At 73.2% G+C, this 20,247-nt stretch carries 17 protein-coding genes; 8 read left to right on the plus strand and 9 right to left on the minus strand.

Translation table 11 applies throughout. The features are described 5' to 3' along the window. Positions 1–81: 81 nt before the first annotated feature. A complete protein-coding gene (locus OG875_RS22960) occupies positions 82–765 on the plus strand; it encodes a PhzF family phenazine biosynthesis protein (RefSeq protein ID WP_330176107.1) in 684 nt (227 codons plus the stop codon). Positions 766–787: 22 nt separating this feature from the next. Here the strand turns inward: OG875_RS22960 and OG875_RS22965 are convergent, their stop codons facing one another. Further along, complete coding sequence (locus tag OG875_RS22965) at positions 788–1,453, minus strand: biliverdin-producing heme oxygenase (RefSeq protein ID WP_330176108.1); 666 nt, start codon at positions 1,451–1,453, stop codon at positions 788–790. 386 nt (positions 1,454–1,839) lie between these two features. Continuing rightward, complete coding sequence (gene map / locus OG875_RS22970; protein WP_330176109.1) at positions 1,840–2,697, minus strand: type I methionyl aminopeptidase; 858 nt, start codon at positions 2,695–2,697, stop codon at positions 1,840–1,842. Between the two features lie 70 nt (positions 2,698–2,767). Here map and OG875_RS22975 point away from each other — a divergent pair, with 70 nt between their 5' ends. Beyond that, positions 2,768–2,998, plus strand: coding sequence for a hypothetical protein (locus OG875_RS22975; protein ID WP_330176110.1), 231 nt, complete (start codon positions 2,768–2,770; stop codon positions 2,996–2,998). 33 nt (positions 2,999–3,031) lie between these two features. On the opposite strand, the gene OG875_RS22980 is transcribed toward OG875_RS22975, so the two are convergent. Both OG875_RS22980 and OG875_RS22985 read right to left on the minus strand, forming a co-directional pair. Then, positions 3,032–4,420, minus strand: a complete 1,389-nt coding sequence (locus tag OG875_RS22980; RefSeq protein WP_330176111.1) for an MFS transporter — start codon at positions 4,418–4,420, stop codon at positions 3,032–3,034. A 141-nt stretch (positions 4,421–4,561) separates the two neighbouring features. Further along, positions 4,562–5,185 (minus strand): hypothetical protein, encoded by a 624-nt coding sequence (locus OG875_RS22985; RefSeq protein ID WP_330176112.1) that lies wholly within the window; start codon positions 5,183–5,185, stop codon positions 4,562–4,564. Positions 5,186–5,325: 140 nt separating this feature from the next. On the opposite strand from OG875_RS22985, the gene npdG reads away from it, so the two are divergent. Continuing rightward, on the plus strand, positions 5,326–6,036 hold the full coding sequence (npdG, locus tag OG875_RS22990) for an NADPH-dependent F420 reductase (protein WP_330176113.1): 711 nt from the start codon (positions 5,326–5,328) through the stop codon (positions 6,034–6,036). A 71-nt stretch (positions 6,037–6,107) separates the two neighbouring features. Next, positions 6,108–6,278, plus strand: coding sequence for a hypothetical protein (locus OG875_RS22995; protein ID WP_330176114.1), 171 nt, complete (start codon positions 6,108–6,110; stop codon positions 6,276–6,278). Here OG875_RS22995 and OG875_RS23000 read toward each other — a convergent pair. Then, a complete protein-coding gene (locus OG875_RS23000; protein ID WP_330176115.1) occupies positions 6,271–7,074 on the minus strand; it encodes a site-2 protease family protein in 804 nt (267 codons plus the stop codon). The two genes, OG875_RS22995 and OG875_RS23000, sit on opposite strands and share 8 nt — an antisense overlap. A 253-nt stretch (positions 7,075–7,327) precedes the next feature. Between OG875_RS23000 and OG875_RS23005 the strand changes: the two genes are divergently transcribed. Further along, positions 7,328–10,861, plus strand: coding sequence for an AfsR/SARP family transcriptional regulator (locus OG875_RS23005; protein WP_330176116.1), 3,534 nt, complete (start codon positions 7,328–7,330; stop codon positions 10,859–10,861). Positions 10,862–11,089: 228 nt separating this feature from the next. Here OG875_RS23005 and OG875_RS23010 read toward each other — a convergent pair whose 3' ends face one another. From OG875_RS23010 to panB, 3 genes are all read right to left on the minus strand, one after another. Further along, positions 11,090–11,959, minus strand: coding sequence for an ABC transporter permease (locus OG875_RS23010; RefSeq protein ID WP_330176117.1), 870 nt, complete (start codon positions 11,957–11,959; stop codon positions 11,090–11,092). Beyond that, on the minus strand, positions 11,956–13,041 hold the full coding sequence (locus tag OG875_RS23015; RefSeq protein WP_330176118.1) for an ATP-binding cassette domain-containing protein: 1,086 nt from the start codon (positions 13,039–13,041) through the stop codon (positions 11,956–11,958). Before OG875_RS23015 ends, OG875_RS23010 begins: the two co-directional genes overlap by 4 nt. Positions 13,042–13,311: 270 nt before the next feature. After that, positions 13,312–14,196, minus strand: coding sequence for a 3-methyl-2-oxobutanoate hydroxymethyltransferase (panB, locus tag OG875_RS23020; protein ID WP_330176119.1), 885 nt, complete (start codon positions 14,194–14,196; stop codon positions 13,312–13,314). A 177-nt stretch (positions 14,197–14,373) separates the two neighbouring features. Between panB and OG875_RS23025 the strand changes: the two genes are divergently transcribed. The 3 genes from OG875_RS23025 (at position 14,374) to OG875_RS23035 (ending at position 18,268) form a co-directional block, all read left to right on the plus strand. Next, positions 14,374–15,999, plus strand: a complete 1,626-nt coding sequence (locus OG875_RS23025; RefSeq protein ID WP_330176120.1) for a DHA2 family efflux MFS transporter permease subunit — start codon at positions 14,374–14,376, stop codon at positions 15,997–15,999. A 299-nt stretch (positions 16,000–16,298) separates the two neighbouring features. Next, positions 16,299–17,042, plus strand: coding sequence for a TetR/AcrR family transcriptional regulator (locus OG875_RS23030; protein ID WP_443079284.1), 744 nt, complete (start codon positions 16,299–16,301; stop codon positions 17,040–17,042). A 200-nt stretch (positions 17,043–17,242) separates the two neighbouring features. Further along, positions 17,243–18,268, plus strand: a complete 1,026-nt coding sequence (locus OG875_RS23035) for an endonuclease/exonuclease/phosphatase family protein (RefSeq protein WP_330176122.1) — start codon at positions 17,243–17,245, stop codon at positions 18,266–18,268. A 23-nt stretch (positions 18,269–18,291) separates the two neighbouring features. Here OG875_RS23035 and OG875_RS23040 read toward each other — a convergent pair whose 3' ends face one another. Then, a complete protein-coding gene (locus OG875_RS23040; protein ID WP_330176123.1) occupies positions 18,292–20,052 on the minus strand; it encodes an NAD+ synthase in 1,761 nt (586 codons plus the stop codon). Between the last annotated feature and the right edge of the window lie 195 nt (positions 20,053–20,247).

Genomic DNA, 20,247 nt, shown 5'->3' on the forward strand with positions numbered 1-20,247 from the left:
GACGGGGCCGTACCACGCGGAAGCGCGCGGTACGGCCCCGCACCGTCGGGCACACGTCCGGCGTGATGCTTCAATGCCTGGGTGACTGACTTCGGCAGCGGCGCCACAGCGGGCGGCGGCATCGAGATACTGCGCGTCTTCTGCGGGGGCGACGGGCGGCACGGCAACGCGCTCGGCGTCGTCCGGGACGGCCGCGACTACCCCGACCAGGCGTCCAGGCAGGCGTTCGCCGCCGAACTCGGCCTCAGCGAGACCGTGTTCGTGGACGACCCCGAGCGCGGTTACGTCGACATCTACACCCCCGGCCTGCGGCTGCCGTTCGCCGGGCACCCGCTCGTCGGCGCCGCGTGGCTGCTCGACCTGGAGACCGTCAACCCGCCCGCCGGCGAGGTGTGGGCGCGCCACGACGGCGAGTTCACCTGGATCACGGCGCGCCCCGAATGGGCCCCGCCGCGCACCCTGTGCCGCTACGGGACGCCCGCCGAGGTCGACGCGCTCCCCGCCCCGCCGCCGGGCGAGGGCTGGCTCTACGCATGGGCGTGGCAGGACGAACCGGCGGGCCGGGTCAGGGCGCGGGCCTTCCCGCGCCGGGGCGACGGCATCGTGGAGGACGAGGCGACGGGGGCGGCGGCGCTGCTGCTCACCGCCGAACTCGGCCGCGCGCTGAACATCACGCAGGGCCGGGGGTCGCAGATCCTCACTGCCCCCGGCCCTGACGGCTCGATCGAGATCGGCGGACGCGTCCGCCTGCTCCAGCCCCGCTGAACGCGGCGCGCCTCGTGGCTCCTTACGCGCTGAGGGGGAACTCGCCCCCCAGCTCGCGGAAGACGGCGCCGTTGAAGTCGAACGCCCGCTTGCACTCGTCGACGACGCGCTGCTTCTCCAGGTCGTCCGCCGGGAGGGCGTCGAGCAGTTCGCGGTAACCGCGCTTGAACGCGGCCGGGTTGGCGATCTCCTCGAAGACGTAGAACCGGACGCCGTCACCCTTGCGCGCGAACCCCCACGTCTTCTCGGCCTTGTCCCGGATGATCTGCCCGCCGGAGAGGTCCCCGAGGTAGCGCGTGTAGTGATGGGCCACATAGCCGCCGGGCCAGGTGCGGGCGCACTCCTCGACCCGGGCGGCGTACGCGGCGGTGGCGGGCAGCGGACGGAGGCCGTCGCGCCAGCCGGCGCCGCGCAGATGGGTGAGGTCGCGCTCCAGGGCGGCGGTGCGCGCCAGCTCGGGCCGGATGAAGGGCCCGGCGACCGGGTCCTCCGCGAGGGTCGCGGCGGCGCCCTCCAGTGCCCGGTACACGAACCACAGCTGCTCGGTGTAGCGCGTGTACGCGTCCACCCCGAGCCGTCCGCCGAGCAGGTCGCTCATGAAGGTGGAGGTCTCCGCCTCGGTGTGCTGCTCGTGCGACGCGACACGGATGAGGGTGGAGAACGGGGTGGCGGTGGCGGTTGCGTCCAAGGCGGGCCTCCGGGAACGAGGGAACGGGGTACCGGACCGGGATCCGGCGGGGAAGCATGGGCGCTTGCCTGCACCGATCCTCTTACTTAGGCTTACCTAAGTCAACTGGTTCCCGACGTCCTGTCGGTAAAAAACATACCCCGGTGCCCGCGCGGGGACACCCGGTGAAAATGGAGCGGCCCCCGCTCCGGGCCGGACAGGTCACGGCGGGGGCGGGGGCGATGCGCGGCAGGGGCCGGGGGTGGGGGTGAGCCGGGTCGGGTGGGGGCGAGCCGGGGCGGTGCGCGGCTCGGGGCACGGTTCGGGGCAGAGCCCCACGGCCGGACCCGGAGCCGGAACCGGACCCGGACCCGGAGCCGGACCCGGACCCGGACCCGGAGCGGGGCTCAGGGCAGGGTGAGGATGTCCGCGCCCGTGTCCGTCACCACCAGCGTGTGCTCGAACTGAGCCGTGCGCTTGCGGTCCTTCGTCACCACGGTCCAGCCGTCGTCCCACATGTCGTACTCGTGGGTGCCGAGGGTGAGCATCGGCTCGATGGTGAAGGTCATGCCCGGCCGCATGACGGTCGTCGCCTGCGGGCTGTCGTAGTGCGGGATGATCAGCCCGGAGTGGAACGACGAGTTGATGCCGTGCCCGGTGAAGTCGCGGACCACGCCGTAGCCGAAGCGCTTGGCGTACGACTCGATGACCCGGCCGATGACGTTGATCTGGCGGCCCGGCCGGACCGCCTTGACGGCCCGGTTCAGCGATTCGCGGGTCCGCTCGACCAGCAGCCTCGACTCGTCGTCGACGTCGCCGCAGAGATAGGTGGCGTTGTTGTCGCCGTGCACCCCGTTGATGTACGCGGTGACGTCGAGGTTCACGATGTCGCCGTCGCGCAGCACCGTGGAGTCCGGGATCCCGTGGCAGATGACCTCGTTGACCGAGGTGCACAGCGACTTGGGGAACTCGCGGTAGCCGAGGGTGGAGGGGTACGCCCCGTGGTCCACCATGAACTCGTGGGCGACGCGGTCGAGTTCGTCGGTCGTGACGCCGGGCGCGATGTGTTTCGCCGCCTCCTCCATCGCCTGGGCCGCGATCCGCCCGGCGATCCGCATCAGCTCCACGGTCTCGTCCGACTGCACCTCCGGCCCGGTGTACGGGGCCGGCGCGGGCTTCCCGACGTACTCGGGACGCCGGATCCTTCCGGGGACGGAACGGGCGGGAGAGAGCTCCCCGGGCGCGAGCAGCGACTGGCCAGACATACCGACGAGTCTAACCAGCGTTCAAAAGCCGCCGGTGGGGCAGCATGGCGTTCAGAGGAAGGAGCCGACGATGGCCCTGTTCAAGAAGCGCACGGCGGGCAAGCCGGGCGAGTGGTACTACTGCCTCCAGCACCAGAAGGTCGAGGAGGGGCCGGAGTGTCCGGCCAAGGACCGCTTCGGTCCGTACGCCTCCCGGCAGGAGGCGGAGGGCGCGATGCGGACCGCGTCGGAACGGAACCAGGAGTGGGAGACGGACCCCCGCTGGCACGACGAGCCGACGGATCCGCCGCCGCCGAGCTGACGGGGGCGGGTGCCGCCGGGGCGGGGCTGCGGGTCAGACGGCCGCCCCGGGGCCGGGCGTCCGGGCCTCGGGCGCGGCGGCGTCCGTCCCGGCGGCCGTACCCGCGGCGTCCGCTCCGGGAGCCTCCGCCCCGGTCGCCGCCTCCGCCGCGAGGGCGGCCTCCTGCTGGGCCCGGCGGCGCAGCGCGTCCTCGTCCGTGTCGGAGTCGTACGTCATCAGCTTCGGCAGTACGGCCGCCAGCAGCCCCACCGCCGCCACGCACGCCACCCCGCCGCTCCAGACCGCCGTGCGGGTGCCCGTCCAGCCGGCCACCGTGCCCGCGCGGACCTGGCCCAGCTGCGGGCCCACGCTGTAGGACAGCACCTCAAGTCCCGCCAGCCGCCCGCGCAGTTCCTCCGGGATCGTCTGGTTCCAGATCGTCGAGCGGCCCAGCCCGCTGAGCATGTCGCCCGCGCCCGCCAGCATCAGACAGAACAGCACCAGCCAGATGTTCGGCATCCAGCCCGCCACGGTCATCGCCAGACCCCAGCCGCCCGCGCCGAGCACCACCATCAGCCCGTGCCGCCGGACCCGCGACGCCCAGCCGCTGGTCAGACTGAGCAGCACGGAGCCGAGCGGGATCGCCCCGTACATCAGACCCAGCGCCCACTCCGCGTGCAGGTCCTCCGCCAGGAACGGGAAGATCGCCAGCGGGAAGGCGAAGAACATCGCGCTCAGGTCGATCGCGTACGTGCCCAGCAGCACCGGTTTGCTCCACGCGTACCGCGCGCCCTCGGCGATCCCGCGCAGCGACGGCTTCGCGGCCTCCTTGGAAGGAGGCGCCGGGCGCAGCCGCAGACACATCAGTACGGAGACGACGAACCCGGCCACGGTCAGCGCGTACGCCGTCGCCGTCCCCGAGAGCGCCACCACGACACCGGCCACGGCGGGGCCCGCGACCGCCGCGGTCTGCCAGCGCAGCGCGTTGAGCGCGGCTGCCGCCGTGAGCTGGGAGTGCGGCACGATCCGGGCGATCAGCGAGTCCAGCGCGGGCCGCTGGACGCCCGACAGCGCGGAGACGCCCGCGGCGACGACGTACAGCGGCCACAGGGCCGGCCGCGGCAGCAGCGCGTTGACCAGCAGGACGACCGCGAGCAGCCCCAGGCCCGCCTCGGACAGCAGGATCAGCTTGCGGCGGTCGACCGCGTCGGCGAGCGCCCCGCCGTACAGCCCGAAGACGATCAGCGGCACCAGTTCGACGGCGCCCATCGCGCCGACCGCGAGCGGCGAGTCGGTGAGGTCCTTGATCTGGAGCGGCAGTGCGATCATGGCCATGGAGCTGCCGAAGTACGTCACCAGGCCCTGGATCCAGAGGAGCCGGAACTCACGCAGGGTACGCAGCGGGGAGAGGTCCGGCAGGATCGCCGAGAGCTTTCTGGTCACGAGGGGCCATGCTGCGCCGCGACGGTCGCCCCGGGCAACTCCTTTAGGAGGTTTCCCGCCGGACCCGATCCGGGCGGGCACCTTCTTCAGGAGGTATCCGCCGGAGCGGGTACGGCACGTGGCCGACCGGCGCGTCCTCGGTCACCAGCGGCCGGGCGGCGGTGCGGTCAGCTGGTCGGCGAGCCGGGACAGCCGGTCCCGGAAGCGGCGCCTGCCCCGCGTCGACGGCAGGCTGTTCTCACCCGCCGCCGCGCTCACCAGGTGCTGCACCAGGTCGAGATCCAGGCCGGACGGCTCCTCCCGCTCCGGTTCGGGCCGGGCGAGCGTGAGCGCGTCGTGCGCGAGCCCCACCACCTCGGGGTCCGCGCTGCCCAGCGACAGCACCGTCGCGCCCGCCCGCCGCGCGTCCCGCACCCGCTCCAGCAGCCCGCCGTCCGGCCGCTCGGGCGCCACCAGCAGCAGCGTCTCGCCCCGGCCCGCGCCCTCCAGCCTGCCGAGCCCGACGGACAGATGCGCGGGGTCGCCGGGCCGGACCCGGTGCCGTACGAGCGACGGCGTCAGCTCCGGACATCCCGCCCACGCCGCCTCGTCCACGAGATGCGCGGCCAGATGCCACGGCTCGTACGCCCGCGTCCCGACCAGCAGCAGCCCGCCGCCGCGCGGTACGACGGAGGACCGCAGGGAGGCGGCGAACCGGCGGGTCGCGGCCGGCCACTCCGTACCGGCCAGGACGTCACGGAGCAGCGCGACGCGTACGGCATCCATGGCCGGCGATCCTGCCGCGCCCGCGCGCCCCGCGCCGGAGGTCCGGGACGGAGTCACCCGAAGGAGTCGTCCCGGACGGCCGGAACCGGTACGCGGGCCGTGCTCCCGGCGCCTCCGTACCGACGAGTAGGGTCATGGTCATGACTTCAACCGACAGTGGCAGCACGCCGAAGCCCCCCGCGAAGGACCCCTGGGAACTCCCCGACGTCTCGGACCTGACCGTCGGCGTCCTCGGCGGCACGGGCGACCAGGGGCGGGGACTCGCCTACCGGCTGGCGCGCGCCGGGCAGAAAGTGATCATCGGCTCCCGCGCCGCCGACCGCGCCGAGTCGGCGGCGGCCGAACTCGGCCTCGGCATCGAGGGCACCGACAACGCCGGATGCGCGCGCCGCAGCGACATCGTGGTCGTCGCCGTGCCGTGGGAGGGCCACGCCAGGACCCTCGAATCCCTCAGGGACGAACTCACGGGCAAGCTCGTCGTGGACTGCGTCAACCCCCTCGGCTTCGACAAGAAGGGCGCGTACGCCCTCACCCCGGAGGAGGGCAGCGCCGCCGAACAGGCCGCCGCCCTGCTGCCCGGCTCCCGGGTGACCGCCGCGTTCCACCACCTGTCCGCCGTCCTGCTCCAGAACCCCGAGGTCGAGCGGATCGACACCGACGTGATGGTCCTCGGCGAGGTCCGGGCCGACACCGACATCGTGCAGGCCCTCGCCGCCCGCATCCCCGGCATGCGCGGCGTCTTCGCGGGCCGGCTGCGCAACGCGCACCAGGTGGAGTCGCTGGTGGCCAACCTGATCTCGACCAACCGCCGCTACAAGGCCCACGCGGGCCTGCGCGTCACCGACGTCTGACCCGTCCGGGGCATGGGGGACACTGGACGCGCGCCACCCGCACGCCCCACGCCCCGACAGGAGCCGACCCCATGCCCCGCCTCGCTCTCTACGCCCTCGCCGTCTGCCTCCTGTCCGCCACGGCGGCGGTGGTGTCCTTCGTCCAGGGAAGCTGGCTGGGCGTCGTCTGGGTGCTGCTGGCAGGGCTCTCCTCGAACATGGCGTGGTACTACGTGCGCAGGGCGAAGACCCGCACTAGTTGACGAGCGACCCGCACAGTTCGTCCCGCCCCGTCCAGAAGCGGTACAGGTTCTGGCCGCAGTACGTCTGGCCGTCGCCGACGCCCAGGGTGGACAGGATCGTGTCGATGGCCTCGAAGAACGCGTTGTTCACCGAGGGGATGAACAGGACCGCGAAGACCGCGAGCATCCCGAACGGCGCGAAGGACTCCGCGCGTGCCCGCAGGCCGCGTGACAGCCACGGTTCGAGAACGCCGTAGCCGTCGAGGCCGGGCACCGGGAGGAAGTTGAGGATCGCCGCCGTCACCTGGAGCAGCGCGAGGAAGGCCAGGGCGAAGCGGAAGGTCTCCGGTACGCCGTCGAGCGCGTCCAGCCAGAACGGGGCCGTGCACACAAGGGCGAACAGGACGTTCGTCAGCGGGCCCGCCGCCGAGATCAGGCTGTGGCGCAGGCGGCCCCTGATCCGGTGGCGTTCGACGAAGACCGCGCCGCCCGGGAGCCCGATGCCGCCGAGGACGACGAAGAGCACCGGCAGTACGACGCTCAGCAGGGCGTGGGTGTACGCGAGCGGGTTGAGCGTCAGATAGCCCTTGGCGGCGACGGAGATGTCACCGCTGTGCAGGGCGGTGCGGGCGTGCGCGTACTCGTGGAGGCAGAGCGACACCACCCACGCCGACGTGACGAACAGGAACACCACGACACGGGCGTCCGCCGCGAAGTCCGCCCACAGCGCCCAGCCCGCCGCCGCCGTGACGGCCGTGATCCCGAGGAAGACGGGACTGATCCGCCGGTCGTCACGACGGGAGGGTGCGGTGGTCATGCGCGGCTCCTGACGGGCGCGGGCGGCGGCGGCCGGTGCGGTGTGGCCGACCGTGCGTGCCCGACCGTACCGGGGTGTCGCACCGTACAGCGGCGTCGCCGGGAAAGCAGCGGCGTCGCCGGGAACCGCCCGCCGTCGGTCGGCCGGGCCGCACCGGCCGGGCGGCGCCGAACGCAGACCCCGCCCGTGAACGTCGGCCCCGCCCCCGGAGGCGGAATCCGCCGGTCCGGGGGGGGCGCGGGCGGCCGTGCGCATGGCCGTACCGGACAATGGTGGGGTGCGCTACCGGCTTCTCGGCCCGACACGGGCGCTGCGCGCCGACGGCACTCCCTGCGCCGTCGGCGGCGCCAGGCTGCGCTCGCTCCTGACGGTGCTCGCCATGCGGCCCGGCCGGACCGTCCCGGCGGCCACCCTGGTGGACGAGGTCTGGGACGGCGACGCGCCCGCCGACGCGGCGGGCGCGCTCCAGGCGCTGGTCAGCCGGCTCCGCCGGGCGCTCGGCGCCGGGACCGTCGTGTCCGAGACGGGCGGCTACCGGCTGTGCGCCGCCCCCGAGGACGTGGACCTCCACCACTTCGAGCGGCTCACGGCCGAGGGCGTACGGGCCCTGGACGACGGCGCCCCCGCGCGGGCCGCCGAGCTGCTGGACGAGGCACTGGCCCTGTGGCACGGGCCCGCGCTGACCGATCTGCCCGACCGCAGCGCCGAGGCGGCGCGCTGGGAGTCCCGGCGGCTGGCCGCCCGCCGCGCCAGGCTCACGGCGGCGCTCGCCCTCGGCCGCGCCGAGGAGGCGCTGCCCGAACTCGCCGCGCTCTGCGACGAGCACCCGATCGACGAACTGCTCCAGGCCCTGCGCATCCGCGCGCTGCGCGCCGTCGGGCGTACGGCCGAGGCACTGTCCGCGTACGAGGACGTCCGCCGCGACCTGGCGACCCGGCTGGGCATGGACCCGGGTCCGGAACTGCGCGCGCTGCACAAGGAGTTGCTGGACCAGGACGGATACGACCCCGGCCCCGACGCCCCGCCCCGGCCGGGCCGCGCCGTCGCCACGGTGCGGCCCGCGGCGCCCCTCGACGTACCGCGCGGCGGACCGCACGAGGCGGAGCGCGGCGGACCGCACCACGCACCCCACGGGCGCGCCGGCGCCGAGCGGGCCACCGGACCCGGGCACCTCCCCGCCGCCCCGGACACCGCCGCCCGCCCCGGAGCCACCCCGGCGGACACCGGACAGGCCCCCGCCCCGTACCCCGCCGCGCCCCCCGAACCGCCCCCCGGCAACCTCCGCGCCCGCATCACCAGCTTCGTCGGGCGCGACGCCGATCTCGTCGCGCTCCGGGGCGATCTTCGCGACGCCCGCCTCGTCACCCTGCTCGGCGCCGGCGGCGCGGGCAAGACACGGCTGTCGCAGGAGGCCGCCGCCGGGGGCGACCGCGATGCCTGGCCCGACGGCGTATGGCTCGCGGAACTCGCCCCCGTGGAGGACCCGGCGACCGTCCCCGAGGCCGTGCTCGTCGCGCTCGGCGCGCGCGAGACCGTGCTGCGGGGCGCGGGCGCCGAAGGGCTGCGGGCCGTCGACCCCGGCGCCGACGACCCGCTCGTACGGCTCGTCGAGCACTGCGCGCGCCGCCGGCTGCTGCTCCTGCTCGACAACTGCGAGCACGTCGTGGACGCCGCCGCCCGGCTGGCCGAGGAGGTGCTGGCCCGCTGCCCCGGCGTGACCGTCCTCGCCACCAGCCGGGAACCGCTCGGGGTGCCCGGTGAGCTCGTACGCCCCGTCGGCCCCCTCCCCGAACCCATGGCGCTGCGGCTGCTCGCCGACCGGGGCGCCGCCGCCCGCCCCGGCTTCCGTACGGAGGACGACCCGGCCGCCGCCGAGGAGATCTGTCGCCGTCTCGACGGGCTGCCGCTGGCGATCGAACTGGCCGCCGCCCGGCTGCGGATGCTCACCCTCCGGCAGATCGCCGACCGGCTGGACGACCGGTTCCGGCTGCTGACCGGCGGCAGCCGCACCGTACTGCCCCGGCAGCAGACCCTGCGCGCCGTCGTGGACTGGTCCTGGGACCTGCTCGCCGGCCCGGAGCGCACCGCGCTCGCCGCCCTGTCCGTCTTCGCGGGCGGCTGCGACCTGGCCGCCGCCGAAGCCGTGTGCGGCCCCGACGCCCTCGAACTGCTCGGCTCACTGGTCGACAAGTCCCTCGTGGTCGCCACCCCCGCTCCCGACGGCGCGATGCGCTACCGGCTGCTGGAGACGGTCCTGGAGTACGCCGCCCAACGGCTGGACGAGTCCGGGGACCGCGCCGCGGCCGAGCGCCGCCACCTCACCCACTACCGGGAGCTGATCCGGCTCGCCGACCCGAAGCTGCGCGGGCCCGGCCAGCTCGTCTGGATCGCCCGGATCACGCTCGACTACGAGAATCTGCGCACCGCGCTGCGGCGCGCCGTCGCGGACCGCGACGAGCACGAGGCGCTCTGCCTCGTCCACGCGCTCGCCTGGTACTGGCAGATCCTCGATCTGCGGGCCGACGCGCGGCACTGGTCGCACGCCGCCGCCGAGTTGGGCCCCGACCCCTTCGACCCGCCGACCACCCCCGCGCCTCCCCTTCACGAACGGTGCACCGACACCCCGCCGCCGATGGCGCCCGAGCAACTGCTGGAGGCGCGGCGCGGTGCCCGCCTGATCCACCTCGCGAGCATGAACCACGAGTTCGACCGCTGGACCTCGCCCGAGGCCAAGGAGTGGCTGCGCCGCGTCGGCGAGGTGTACCGGCCGGGTCTGCCGCAGACCTGCCGGATGCCCGGATCGCTCTGGTTCTTCGCGATTCTGCTGACGGGCCAGGCCGACACGTTCCGCGAGATCATGGACGTGACGGTGGACTCGTGCCGTGAGTACGGCTTCGGCTACGAGTGGGAGCTGGCGTCGGCCCTCCAGATGCGTGCCAACGTCCTCGCCAACCGCACCGAGTGGCTGGGCGACGCGAGCCGGGACGCCGACGAGAGCCTGGAGATCTTCACCCGGCTCGGCGACGCGTGGGGCGCCGCCGAGGCCCTGTCGGCGCGCGCCGAGGCCCATGAGCGCCACGGTGAGTTCGCCCTGGCCTCCGCCGACTTCCGCGCCGCGATCGAGAACACCCGGCGGCTCGGCGCCGAGTCCCAGGTCTCCCTGCTGCGCACCCGGCTGGCCGGCGTGATGATGGAGACCGGCGACGGGGACGAGGCCGAGGCGGTGCTGCGAGAGATCCTCGCCCGCAGCGCCCGGCGCGACTACGAGGCCGAACCGGCGGCCCGGCTCTTTCTGGCGATCCGGCTCGGCCGCAGCGGGCGCGCCGCCGAGGGACGCGCGGAACTGGGGCGGTTGCTGGAGGTCTTCAAACACTCCAACCTCGCGATCTTCGAGGGCTTCGTCTTCGGCATGCTCGCGTGGCTGGACAATCTCGACGGCCGGTACGCCGAAGGGCTGGACCGGGCACGGCTCGCGCTGACCAGTTCGCGCGACCCGATGTCGGGGATGGTGGCGCCGCAGATGCCGGCGGTCCATCTGCTGACCGCGGGCTGGGCGCTGGCCGGGCTCGGCGGCCCGGAGCGCGTACGGGACGGGGCGCGGCTGCTGGGCGCGTACCGGGCGCATCTGCCGAAGGGCCACCACCCGGCCTCGCAGGAACGCGAGAGCCGGGCGGCGGCCGAGGGGGTCGTACGGGCCGCGGGGCTGGACGGCGCGGCCTACGACGAGGCCCTGGCCGAGGGCCGCGCGCTCACCCTCGACGAGGCGTTCGCCCTCGCCGGCGCCTGACGCGCGCCCCCGCCCCGCCCCCGGCCCGTCGGACCTGAACGATCAGGCCCCCCGGCCCGTCGGACCTGAACGGTCAGGCTCCCCGGCCCGTCGGACCTGAATGGTCAGGCTCCCCGGCCCGTCGGACCTGAACGGTCAGGCTCCCCGGCCCGTCGGACCTGAATGGTCAGGCCCCCCGGCCCGTCGGACCTGAATGGTCGGGCGCCCCAGGTCGTCGGGCCTGAACGGTCACGTTTTCTTCCGGAACTTGGCCACCGCGACCGGCGCCGTCACCACCGTGATCACTGCCGCCCAGCCGAGCGTCATCCACACGTCGTGCGCGACCGGCCCGCCGATGAACAACGCGCGCGCGGCGTCGGCCAGATTCGACAGCGGGTTGTAGTCCGTGAAGTTCTGGAGCCAGCCCGGCATGGTCGACGGCGGGGTGAAGATCGAGGAGCCGAACTGGAGCGGCATCAGCACCAGGAAGCCCAGCCCCTGCACCGCCTGCGCGGTCTTCACGGTCAGACCGATCAGGATGAAGACCCACATCAGTGACGCGCCGAAGATCAGCGAGAGCCCGACCGCCGCCAGGACGTGGAGCGGCGACGTCTCGATGGACAGTCCGAGCACGAAGCCCACGATCAGCAGGATCGCGAACGCGACCATCAGCCGGCCTATCTCGACCACGATCTTGGCGATGAGGACCGACGACCGGGCGATCGGCATCGTACGGAACCGGTCCATGACTCCCTTCTGGAAGTCCTCGTTGATCCCGCTGCCCACGGACATCGAGATGTTGAGCCCCATCATCGCCATCAGGCCGGGGACCAGATAGCTGACGTACTCGGACTGGTTGCCCTTGCCCGCCACGGCCCCGCCGAAGACGAACACGAAGAGCAGCGTGAAGACGATCGGCATCAGCAGGACGTCGAACATCGACTCCGGGTCCTGCTTGATCTGGAGGGCGTTGCGGCGGGCGAGGGCGCCGATGTGCCGCAGATTGGCGCGCAGACCGATCCGGCCCTCGTCGGTGGCTGCCCGGCCGGGCAGCCCGGTCCGGGGGGACGGCGCGGAGTCCGTCACGTTCGTCGTTGTCGTTGTCGTTGCCGTGCTCATGCTGCGACCTCCTTCTTCCGCCGCGTGCCGCCCCGGGTGCCGTCCCCCGCGTCGTCGTACGTGTCGCCGGCCGGATCGTCGTGCGGGTCACCGGCCGGTCCGGCGGCCGGGTCGCTCGCCCGCTCCCCGGTGATCGCCAGGAACACCTCGTCCAGGCTGGGCAGATGGGTGCCGATGTGCGCGATGTCGAAGCCGCGTGCGCCCAGCAGGCCGATCACGGCGGTCAGTTGCTCGTCGGCGAGTATCGGCACGTACAGCATGCCCTCGCGGATCTGCGACCCCGCGACACCGTCCAGCCCCGTCTCGCTCAACGCCCGTGCCATCTCCGGCAGCCGGCCGGGATCGGTGGGGCGGACCTCCAGGGTCCGGCCGCCGACCCGGGCCTTCAGCTCGTCCACCCGGCCGCCCGCGACGACCCGGCCCCGGTCGATGACCGTCAGCTCCCCGGCCAGCTGCTCGGCCTCCTCCATGTACTGCGTGGTGAGCAGGACGGTCACGCCCTCGGCGACCATCCGCTTGACCTCCGCCCAGACCTCGTTACGGGTACGGGGGTCGAGCCCCGTCGTCGGCTCGTCCAGGTACAGCACCGCGGGTTGCCCGATCATCGAGGCCGCGAGGTCCAGCCGCCTGCGCATACCGCCCGAGTACTGGAGCACCGGCTTCTTCGCCGCCTCCGTGAGCGAGAACCGCTCCAGCAGCTCGTCGGCCCGCGCACGGGCGGCCGTACGGGAGAGATCGAGCAGCCGCCCGATCATGTAGAGGTTCTCCCGGCCGGAGAGCTTCTCGTCGACCGAGGCGTACTGACCGGTGAGACCGATGGTGCGGCGGAGCTGCCGGGGCTGCCGCACGACGTCGAAGCCGGCGACGACGGCCGTGCCCGCGTCGGGAAGGATCAGGGTGGACAGACAGCGTACGAGGGTGGTCTTGCCGGCGCCGTTGGGGCCGAGGACACCGAGGACCGTGCCCTCACGGACGTCCAGGTCCACCCCGTCCAGCGCCTTGGTCGCACCGTAGTGCTTGACCAGGCCCCGCACCGTGACGGCCGGGGTGCCGTCGGCAGGGATCGTTCCGATGTGGTTCATACCGACGATCCTGGCAGCCGCCACTGACAGCGGGCCGACAGCCGACCGACAGCCCGCCGACACGCACCCGACGGTCACGTGCCGGGTGGCCGGGCGGCGTGGCGGGGGAGTGCGGGGGCGCTGTTGGCCGGTCGCGCGGGACCGGCCGTACCGAGGCCCGGGAAACGCCGACAGCCCGCCGATGGGGGATGTCGGCGGGCTGTCTTCTCGTGCGGCAGTGGCTGTGGGGTGGTGTGCCCGGCCGGGTGGTGGGCCGGCCGGGCGGTGCGCTCAGTGGAACGTGTGCTCCTCGCGCGGGAACGTTCCTCCGGTGACCTCGTCCGCGAACGCCCGCGCGGCGTCGCCGAGGGTCTGCCGCAGATTCGCGTACTGCTTGGTGAAGCGCGGCACCTTGCCGCCCGTCAGACCCACCATGTCGGTGTAGACGAGCACCTGCGCGTCCGTGTCCGGGCCGGCGCCTATGCCGATGGTGGGGATGTCCAGCGAACGGGTGACCTCGGCGGCGAGCTCGGCCGGCACCAGCTCCAGGACCACCGCGAACGCCCCCGCCGCCTGCGCCGACTTGGCGTCGTGCAGCAGCCGGTGCGCGGCCTCGTCGTCGCGCCCCTGCACCCGGTACCCCAGGGTGTTCACGGACTGCGGCGTCAGCCCGAGGTGCGACATGACCGGGATGCCCGCCTGGACGATCATTTCCGTCTGCGGCAGCGAGCGCGCCCCGCCCTCCAGCTTGACCGCGCCGACCCCGGCGTCCTTGACCAGCCGCGTCGCGCTGCGCAGGGCCTGGACGGGGCCTTCCTGGTACGAGCCGAAGGGGAGGTCGCCGACGACGAGGGCGCGCCTGGTGCCCCGTACGACGGCGGCCGACAGCATCGTCATCTCGTCGAGCGTGACCGGCACGGTCGTCTCGTAGCCGAGGTGGACATTGCCCATGGAGTCCCCGACGAGCACGACCGGGATGCCCGCCTCGTCGAAGACGGACGCGGTCGTCGCGTCGTAGGCGGTGAGCATGGGCCACTTCTCGCCGCGTCGCTTGGCGGCGGCGATGTCGTGGACGGTGACGCGGCGGGTACCGGCGCCGCCGTAGAGCGACCGGGTGTCGCCGGAGGAAGTCCCGGGGGAGGCCCCGGGCGGTTTCTGCGCAGCCTCGGACGTCATGGCTCACGGCTCCTTCGTCATCTCGAGGCACCCTGACGGCGTCCCCGGACCGCCTCCATGGTGGCATCTCCGGGCCACTCACGGGAAGTGGGGGGCCGTTCCGCCGTCCCCGGCACCTCGGTAAAGAATTTACAATACGAGACGGTGCCGTATTGAAATTGGCCTAGGCTCACCGCCATGTCCCTCCCGTCATCCGCGCCCTCCGGCGCCCGCGACTCCGCGCCCGGCGTCCCCGAAGCCGTCCACCGGCGCCGCTGGGTGATCCTCGGCGTCCTCATGTTCAGCCTGCTCATCGTGGTCCTCGACAACTCGATCCTGAATGTCGCGGTCAAGACGATCGCCAGCCCGGAACCCGTCGGGATCGGCGCCACCCAGAGCGAGCTCGAATGGGCCATCAACTCCTACACCCTGGTCTTCGCCGGGATGCTCTTCACCTCCGGTCTGCTCGGTGACCGGATCGGCCGCAAGAAGGTGCTGCTCTTCGGCATCGTCGTCTTCGGCATCGGCTCCGCCCTCGCCGCGCTGTCCGGGTCGCCCGCCGAACTCGTCACGTACCGCGCCGTGATGGGCTTCGGCGCCGCCTTCGTGATGCCCGCCACCCTCGCCGTCCTGATGAACGTCTTCGAACGCGACGAACAGCCGAAGGCCATCGGCATATGGGCGGGCAGCGTCGGGCTGGGCATCGCCATCGGGCCGATCACCGGCGGTGTCCTGCTCGAACACTTCTGGTGGGGCTCGATCTTCCTGATCAACGTCCCCGTCGTGGTTGTCGCGCTCATCGCCATGGTGGTGCTGGTGCCGGACTCCAGGGACCCGAACCCGGGCCGGGTCGACCCGCTGGGCGTGCTGCTCTCGATCGTCGGCCTCGTCCTGCTCGTGTACGGGATCATCCGCGCGGGCGAACTGGCCGACTTCACCGACGCCACGGTGCTCGCCCCGGTCCTCGGCGGACTGGCCGTACTGACCGCCTTCGTCCTGCACGAGAAGCGCAGCGACCACCCGTCGATCGACATGGCCTACTTCAAGAAGCCGGCGTTCGCCGCCGCCGTCGCCGCGATCGCGCTGGTCTTCTTCGCCCTGATGGGCGTGACCTTCTTCTCGGCCTTCTACCTCCAGAGCGTGCGCGGCTACAGCGCGCTCGACTCGGGCCTGCTGATCGTGCCGCTCGCCGTCGCGCAGATGGTGTTCGCGCCGCGTGCCCGGCTGGTGGTGGACCGGTACGGCGCCCGCGCGGTCTGCGCCGGCGGCATGCTGCTGGTCGCGGCGGGTCTCGCCGCGTTCGCGCTGTTCGACGCCACCACGCCCGTCTGGGTGCTGTGCGTCGTCTTCTTCGTCCAGGGCACCGGAATGGCACACATCATGCCGCCGGTGACCGTCGCCGTCATGCAGGCCCTGCCGCGCGAGAAGGCCGGTTCGGGCTCGGCCGTCAACAACACCTTCCGCCAGGTCGGCGGGGCGCTCGGCATCGCCGTCCTCGGCTCGCTGCTCTCCACCACCTACCGGGGTGAGATCGAGGGCCATCTCGGCGCCGTCCCGGCCGCCGCCCGTGACGCGGCGGGGGAGTCGATCGAGGCCACCATGGCGGTCGCCGGGAAACTCGGCCCCGCCGGGGGCCCGTTGATCTCCGCCGCGCACGACGCCTTCCTGACCGCGATGCATGTCACCGCACTCGGCTCGGCGGTCGTCGCGCTGATCGGCACCGCCGTGGTCGCGCGCTTCATGCCGGGCCGTACGGCTCCGGAACACCCGGTACGGCAGGAGCCCGCGGGGGCGTCGCCGCCCGAACCCGCCGTGCGCGACTGAACCGACGGCGACGGTGGCGGTGGCGGTGGCGGTGGGGGCCCGGCCGCCCGTCGGCCGGGTACGGCTCGGCGGTCACCCGGGCCCGCCGCCGTCGGCGAGAATCGGCCCACGGGACACGTGGGGCGCCGGGCACGGGGGAAACGGGGCCGGGGCGGCGCGTGCGGGGGGCCGCGCCGGGTGCGCGGCCCCCCGCGAGCAGGGCGAAAGGTGAGGCATTGCCGGATCAGGAACAGCAGCGACAACACCAGCGGCGGGAACAGCGCCCGGAACCGGCCGACCGGCCGGACCGGCGCCCGGAACTGCGGGACCAGCACCGGGAACCGCCGGACCAGCAGCCGGACCGGCCGGACCGGCGACCGGCGCGGGCCGGCCGCCGTGAGGACGGCCGACGCGAGCACGACCGCGTACGGGAGCCCCGCCGGGGCCGGCCGCGCAGCGAGGCCGCCGAACGGGCCATCGTGCAGGCCGTGGTGAGGCTCCTTGAGGAGGGCGAGCCGCTGGCCGGGCTCTCCATCGAGCGCATCGCGCGGACGGCGGGCGTCGGCAAGGCCACCATCTACCGCCGCTGGCCCGGCAAGGAGGACCTCTTCGTCGACGTCCTCCAGGCCATCGAGCCCGACGAACCCGCCCTCTCCGGCACCTCGGGCCTCGCCGACATCCTCGTCGGCCTGGAGTCCATGCGCCGCCGGGGCCTCGCCCAGCGCGGCTCCGCGCTCCTGCACAACGTCTTCGCGCAGATGAAAAGCCACCCCAAGCTCTGGGAGGCGTACCAGCGAACCGTCATCGAGCCCCGGCGCGTGGAGATGACGGCGGCGGTCCGCCGCGCCGTCGCCGCCGGTGAACTCCGCGACGACGTCGACGCGCAGCTGATCGAGGAACTGCTCGTCGGCCCCATGCTCGTACGGACCGTCCACCGCAAGGACGCGCCGCTGGGCGACGACCTCTCCGAGCGCATTCTCCGGGCGCTCCTCGAAGGGCTGCTCCCCCGGGAGCGGGCGGCGGCGGGGGCGCCGGGCCGGCCGGACGGGGACACCGGGGACTGACCGCCTCGGGCCGTACGGGGTGCGTCGCGTGTGGTGCGTGGTGCGTCACAGCGGGCGGGTCACCGGCCCCCGACCGGAACCCGCCGCCCCGCGACACTCGTCCTTGACCCCGTACGGCCGTCGGGAGACGGCAGGGAGAACGCCCGTCATCGCCTAGGGTCGACGGCGGGTGTGAACGGCAAGGCAGTGAGGGCAGCGGAATGACGCAGGAGTACACGGCTGAGTCCCCGGTGGACGGCGCCGATGACAACGACCCTCCCACGAGCCGTGTCCGCTCCTTCGGCGAGCGCTGGCGCGGCGACCGCGGCATCTGGCGGCGCGGCATCGTTCTCGCGGTGCTCGCCGTCCTGACGGCGCTGCTGATGATCCTGCACGCCCAGGTCCCCAACCGGGTCGGCAACCTCGGCAGTCTCATGGAGACGTTCCTGCCGTGGCTGGGGCTGCTCGTGCCGGTGATCCTGGCCGCCGCGCTGGTACGGCGCTCCGCCACGGCGCTGATCGCGCTGCTGCTGCCGCTCGTGGTCTGGATCAATCTCTTCGGCGGCCTGCTGCTCGGCAAGTCGGGCACCGGCGGCGATCTGACGGTCGCCACGCACAACGTCAACGCGGAGAACGCCGACGTGGAGGGAACCGCGCGCGGCATCGTGGAGTCCGGCGTGGACGTCGTCGCGCTGGAGGAGCTGAAGGTGTCGGCGGTTCCCGCGTACGAGAAGGCGCTGGGCGGCACGTACCGGTACCACTCCGTCCAGGGCACGGTGGGGCTCTGGAGCAAATACCCGATGACCGGCAGCCGGCCCGTCGACATCCGGATGGGCTGGACCCGCGCGATGCGCTCCACGGTGACGACACCCCGGGGCGACGTGGCTGTCTATGTGGCCCATCTGCCGTCCGTACGCGTCAAGTTGCACGCCGGGTTCACCGCCAACCAGCGCGACGACAGCGCCGACGCGCTCGGCGAGGCGATCGCGGACGAGCCCCTGCGGCGGGTCGTGCTCCTCGGCGATCTCAACGGCACGATGAACGACCGCTCCCTCAACGCCGTGACGTCGCAGATGCGTTCGACCCAGGGCGCCGCCGGGGACGGTTACGGATTCAGCTGGCCCGCCGCGTTCCCGATGGCGCGGATCGACCAGATCATGGTCAGGGGCGTCGAGCCGATGTCGTCGTGGACCCTGCCCCGGACGGGCAGCGACCATCTGCCGATCGCCGCCCGTATCGAACTCTGAACTCCCTTTCCCACCGGCCCGGTTCAGGGTGTCGGCGACTCGCGCCACCGGTTGGTGATCGGCAGCCGCCGGTCCTTGCCGAAGCCCTTCGCGGAGATCTTGGTGCCCGGCGGGTACTGCCGCCGTTTGTACTCCGCCGTGTCCACCATGCGCAGCGTCCGCGCCACGGTCTCGGCGTCGAAGCCCGCCGCGACGATCGCTTCCTTGCCCTGGTCCCGGTCGACGTACATCGCCAGCAGCCGGTCCAGCACGTCGTAGTCCGGCAGCGAGTCGGTGTCGACCTGGCCGGGGCGCAGTTCGGCGCTCGGCGGCTTGCTGATCGAGTTCTCCGGGACGGGCGGGACCTGGCCGCGCTCCTCGGCGGCGCGGTTGCGCCAGCGGGCGAGCCGGAAGACCGCCGTCTTGTAGACGTCCTTGATCGGGCCGTACGCCCCGACGGAGTCGCCGTACAGCGTCGAATACCCCACCGCCAGCTCGGACTTGTTGCCCGGCGCCAGCACGATCTGGCCCTCCTGGTTGGACAGGGCCATCAGCATCGTGCCGCGCAGCCGCGACTGGAGGTTCTCCTCCGCGAGCCCGGTCAGGGCGAGCGAGCCCATGTACGCGTCGAACATCGGCTCGATGGGCAGGGTGCGGAAGTTCAGCCCCGTACGGCGGGCCAGTTCGGCCGCGTCGCTCCGGGAGTGGTCCGAGGAGTACTTGGACGGCATCGAGACGCCGTGGACGTTCGCCGCGCCGAGCGCGTCGCAGGCGATCGCGGCGACGAGGGCGGAGTCGATGCCCCCGGAGAGGCCGATCAGCACGGACCGGAACCCGTTCTTGGCGGCGTACGCCCGCAGGCCCACCACCAGCGCGGTGTAGACCTCCTCGTCGTCGTCCAGCCGCTCCGCGTGACCGCCCGTCAGCTCCGGTTCGTAGGCGGGCAGCGGCTCCTCGGAGAGGACGACGTGGTCGATACGGAGCCCGTCGTCCACGACACCGCCGGGCGGTTCGGCGGCGGCAGCGGGCAGATCGAGGTCGATGACCACACAGCCCTCGGCGAACTGCGGTGCGCGCGCGACGACTTCGCCGTCCCGGTCCACCACGATCGAGTCGCCGTCGAAGACCAGCTCGTCCTGACCGCCGATCATCGCGAGGTACGCGGTGGTGCAGCCGGCCTCCTGGGCGCGCTTGCGCACGAGTTCGAGCCGGGTGTCGTCCTTGGCCTGCTCGTACGGCGAGGCGTTGATCGACAGCAGCAGCCCCGCCCCGGCGGCCCGGGTGGCCGGGACCCGGCCGCCGTCCTGCCACAGGTCCTCGCAGATCGCGAGCGCCACGTCGACGCCGCGCACCCGCACGACGGGCATGGTGTCGCCGGGGACGAAGTAGCGGAACTCGTCGAAAACGCCGTAGTTGGGCAGATGGTGCTTGGCGAACGCCAGCGCCACACCGCCCCGGTGCAGCACGGCGGCGGCGTTCTGCGGGGAGCCGGCCGGGCGGCCGATGCGCGGCCGGTCGCGTTCCGAGCGGTCCAGATAGCCGACCACGACGGGCAGTTCGCCGAAGCCCTCGTCGGCGAGCCGGACGGCGAGCGCGCGCAGCGCGTCCCGGGACGCCTCGACGAAGGTCGAGCGCAGGGCGAGGTCCTCGACGGGGTAGCCGGTCAGCACCATCTCGGGGAACGCGACGAGATGCGCGCCCTGCTCGGCGGAGTGCCGGGTCCAGTGCACGACCGCCTCGGCGTTCCCGGCGAGATCGCCGACGGTCGAGTCGATCTGATTCAGAGCGAGACGTAGTTGAGGCACGGCTCCCACTGTAATCGTCTTTCTGACGCGATGGGGGTTCGGGCGGCTGTGGGGAGCGTCTCGGGCCGGGGCGGGGTGGCGGCGACCGGGGCAGGCCCGGACCGGACCGGAGCGGACCGGACCGCGGGGACGGCGTACGGGCCGGTGCGGGCCCGCCCCTCGTCGTCCCGCACCGGCCCGTACGCCTCACCGGCC

The sequence above is a fragment of the Streptomyces sp. NBC_01498 genome (genome assembly GCF_036327775.1).
Taxonomy (GTDB): Bacteria; Actinomycetota; Actinomycetes; order Streptomycetales; family Streptomycetaceae; genus Streptomyces.

Coding starts and splice junctions, on each gene's coding strand:
- OG875_RS23010 (WP_330176117.1), bottom strand. CDS start 11,959: ATGAGCACGGCAACGACAACGACAACGACGAACGTGACGGACTCCGCG.
- OG875_RS22995 (WP_330176114.1), top strand. CDS start 6,108: ATGCCCCGCCTCGCTCTCTACGCCCTCGCCGTCTGCCTCCTGTCCGCC.
- OG875_RS23000 (WP_330176115.1), bottom strand. CDS start 7,074: ATGACCACCGCACCCTCCCGTCGTGACGACCGGCGGATCAGTCCCGTC.
- OG875_RS23015 (WP_330176118.1), bottom strand. CDS start 13,041: ATGAACCACATCGGAACGATCCCTGCCGACGGCACCCCGGCCGTCACG.
- npdG (WP_330176113.1), top strand. CDS start 5,326: ATGACTTCAACCGACAGTGGCAGCACGCCGAAGCCCCCCGCGAAGGAC.
- OG875_RS23005 (WP_330176116.1), top strand. CDS start 7,328: ATGGCCGTACCGGACAATGGTGGGGTGCGCTACCGGCTTCTCGGCCCG.
- OG875_RS23035 (WP_330176122.1), top strand. CDS start 17,243: ATGACGCAGGAGTACACGGCTGAGTCCCCGGTGGACGGCGCCGATGAC.
- panB (WP_330176119.1), bottom strand. CDS start 14,196: ATGACGTCCGAGGCTGCGCAGAAACCGCCCGGGGCCTCCCCCGGGACT.
- map (WP_330176109.1), bottom strand. CDS start 2,697: ATGTCTGGCCAGTCGCTGCTCGCGCCCGGGGAGCTCTCTCCCGCCCGT.
- OG875_RS22975 (WP_330176110.1), top strand. CDS start 2,768: ATGGCCCTGTTCAAGAAGCGCACGGCGGGCAAGCCGGGCGAGTGGTAC.
- OG875_RS22985 (WP_330176112.1), bottom strand. CDS start 5,185: ATGGATGCCGTACGCGTCGCGCTGCTCCGTGACGTCCTGGCCGGTACG.
- OG875_RS23025 (WP_330176120.1), top strand. CDS start 14,374: ATGTCCCTCCCGTCATCCGCGCCCTCCGGCGCCCGCGACTCCGCGCCC.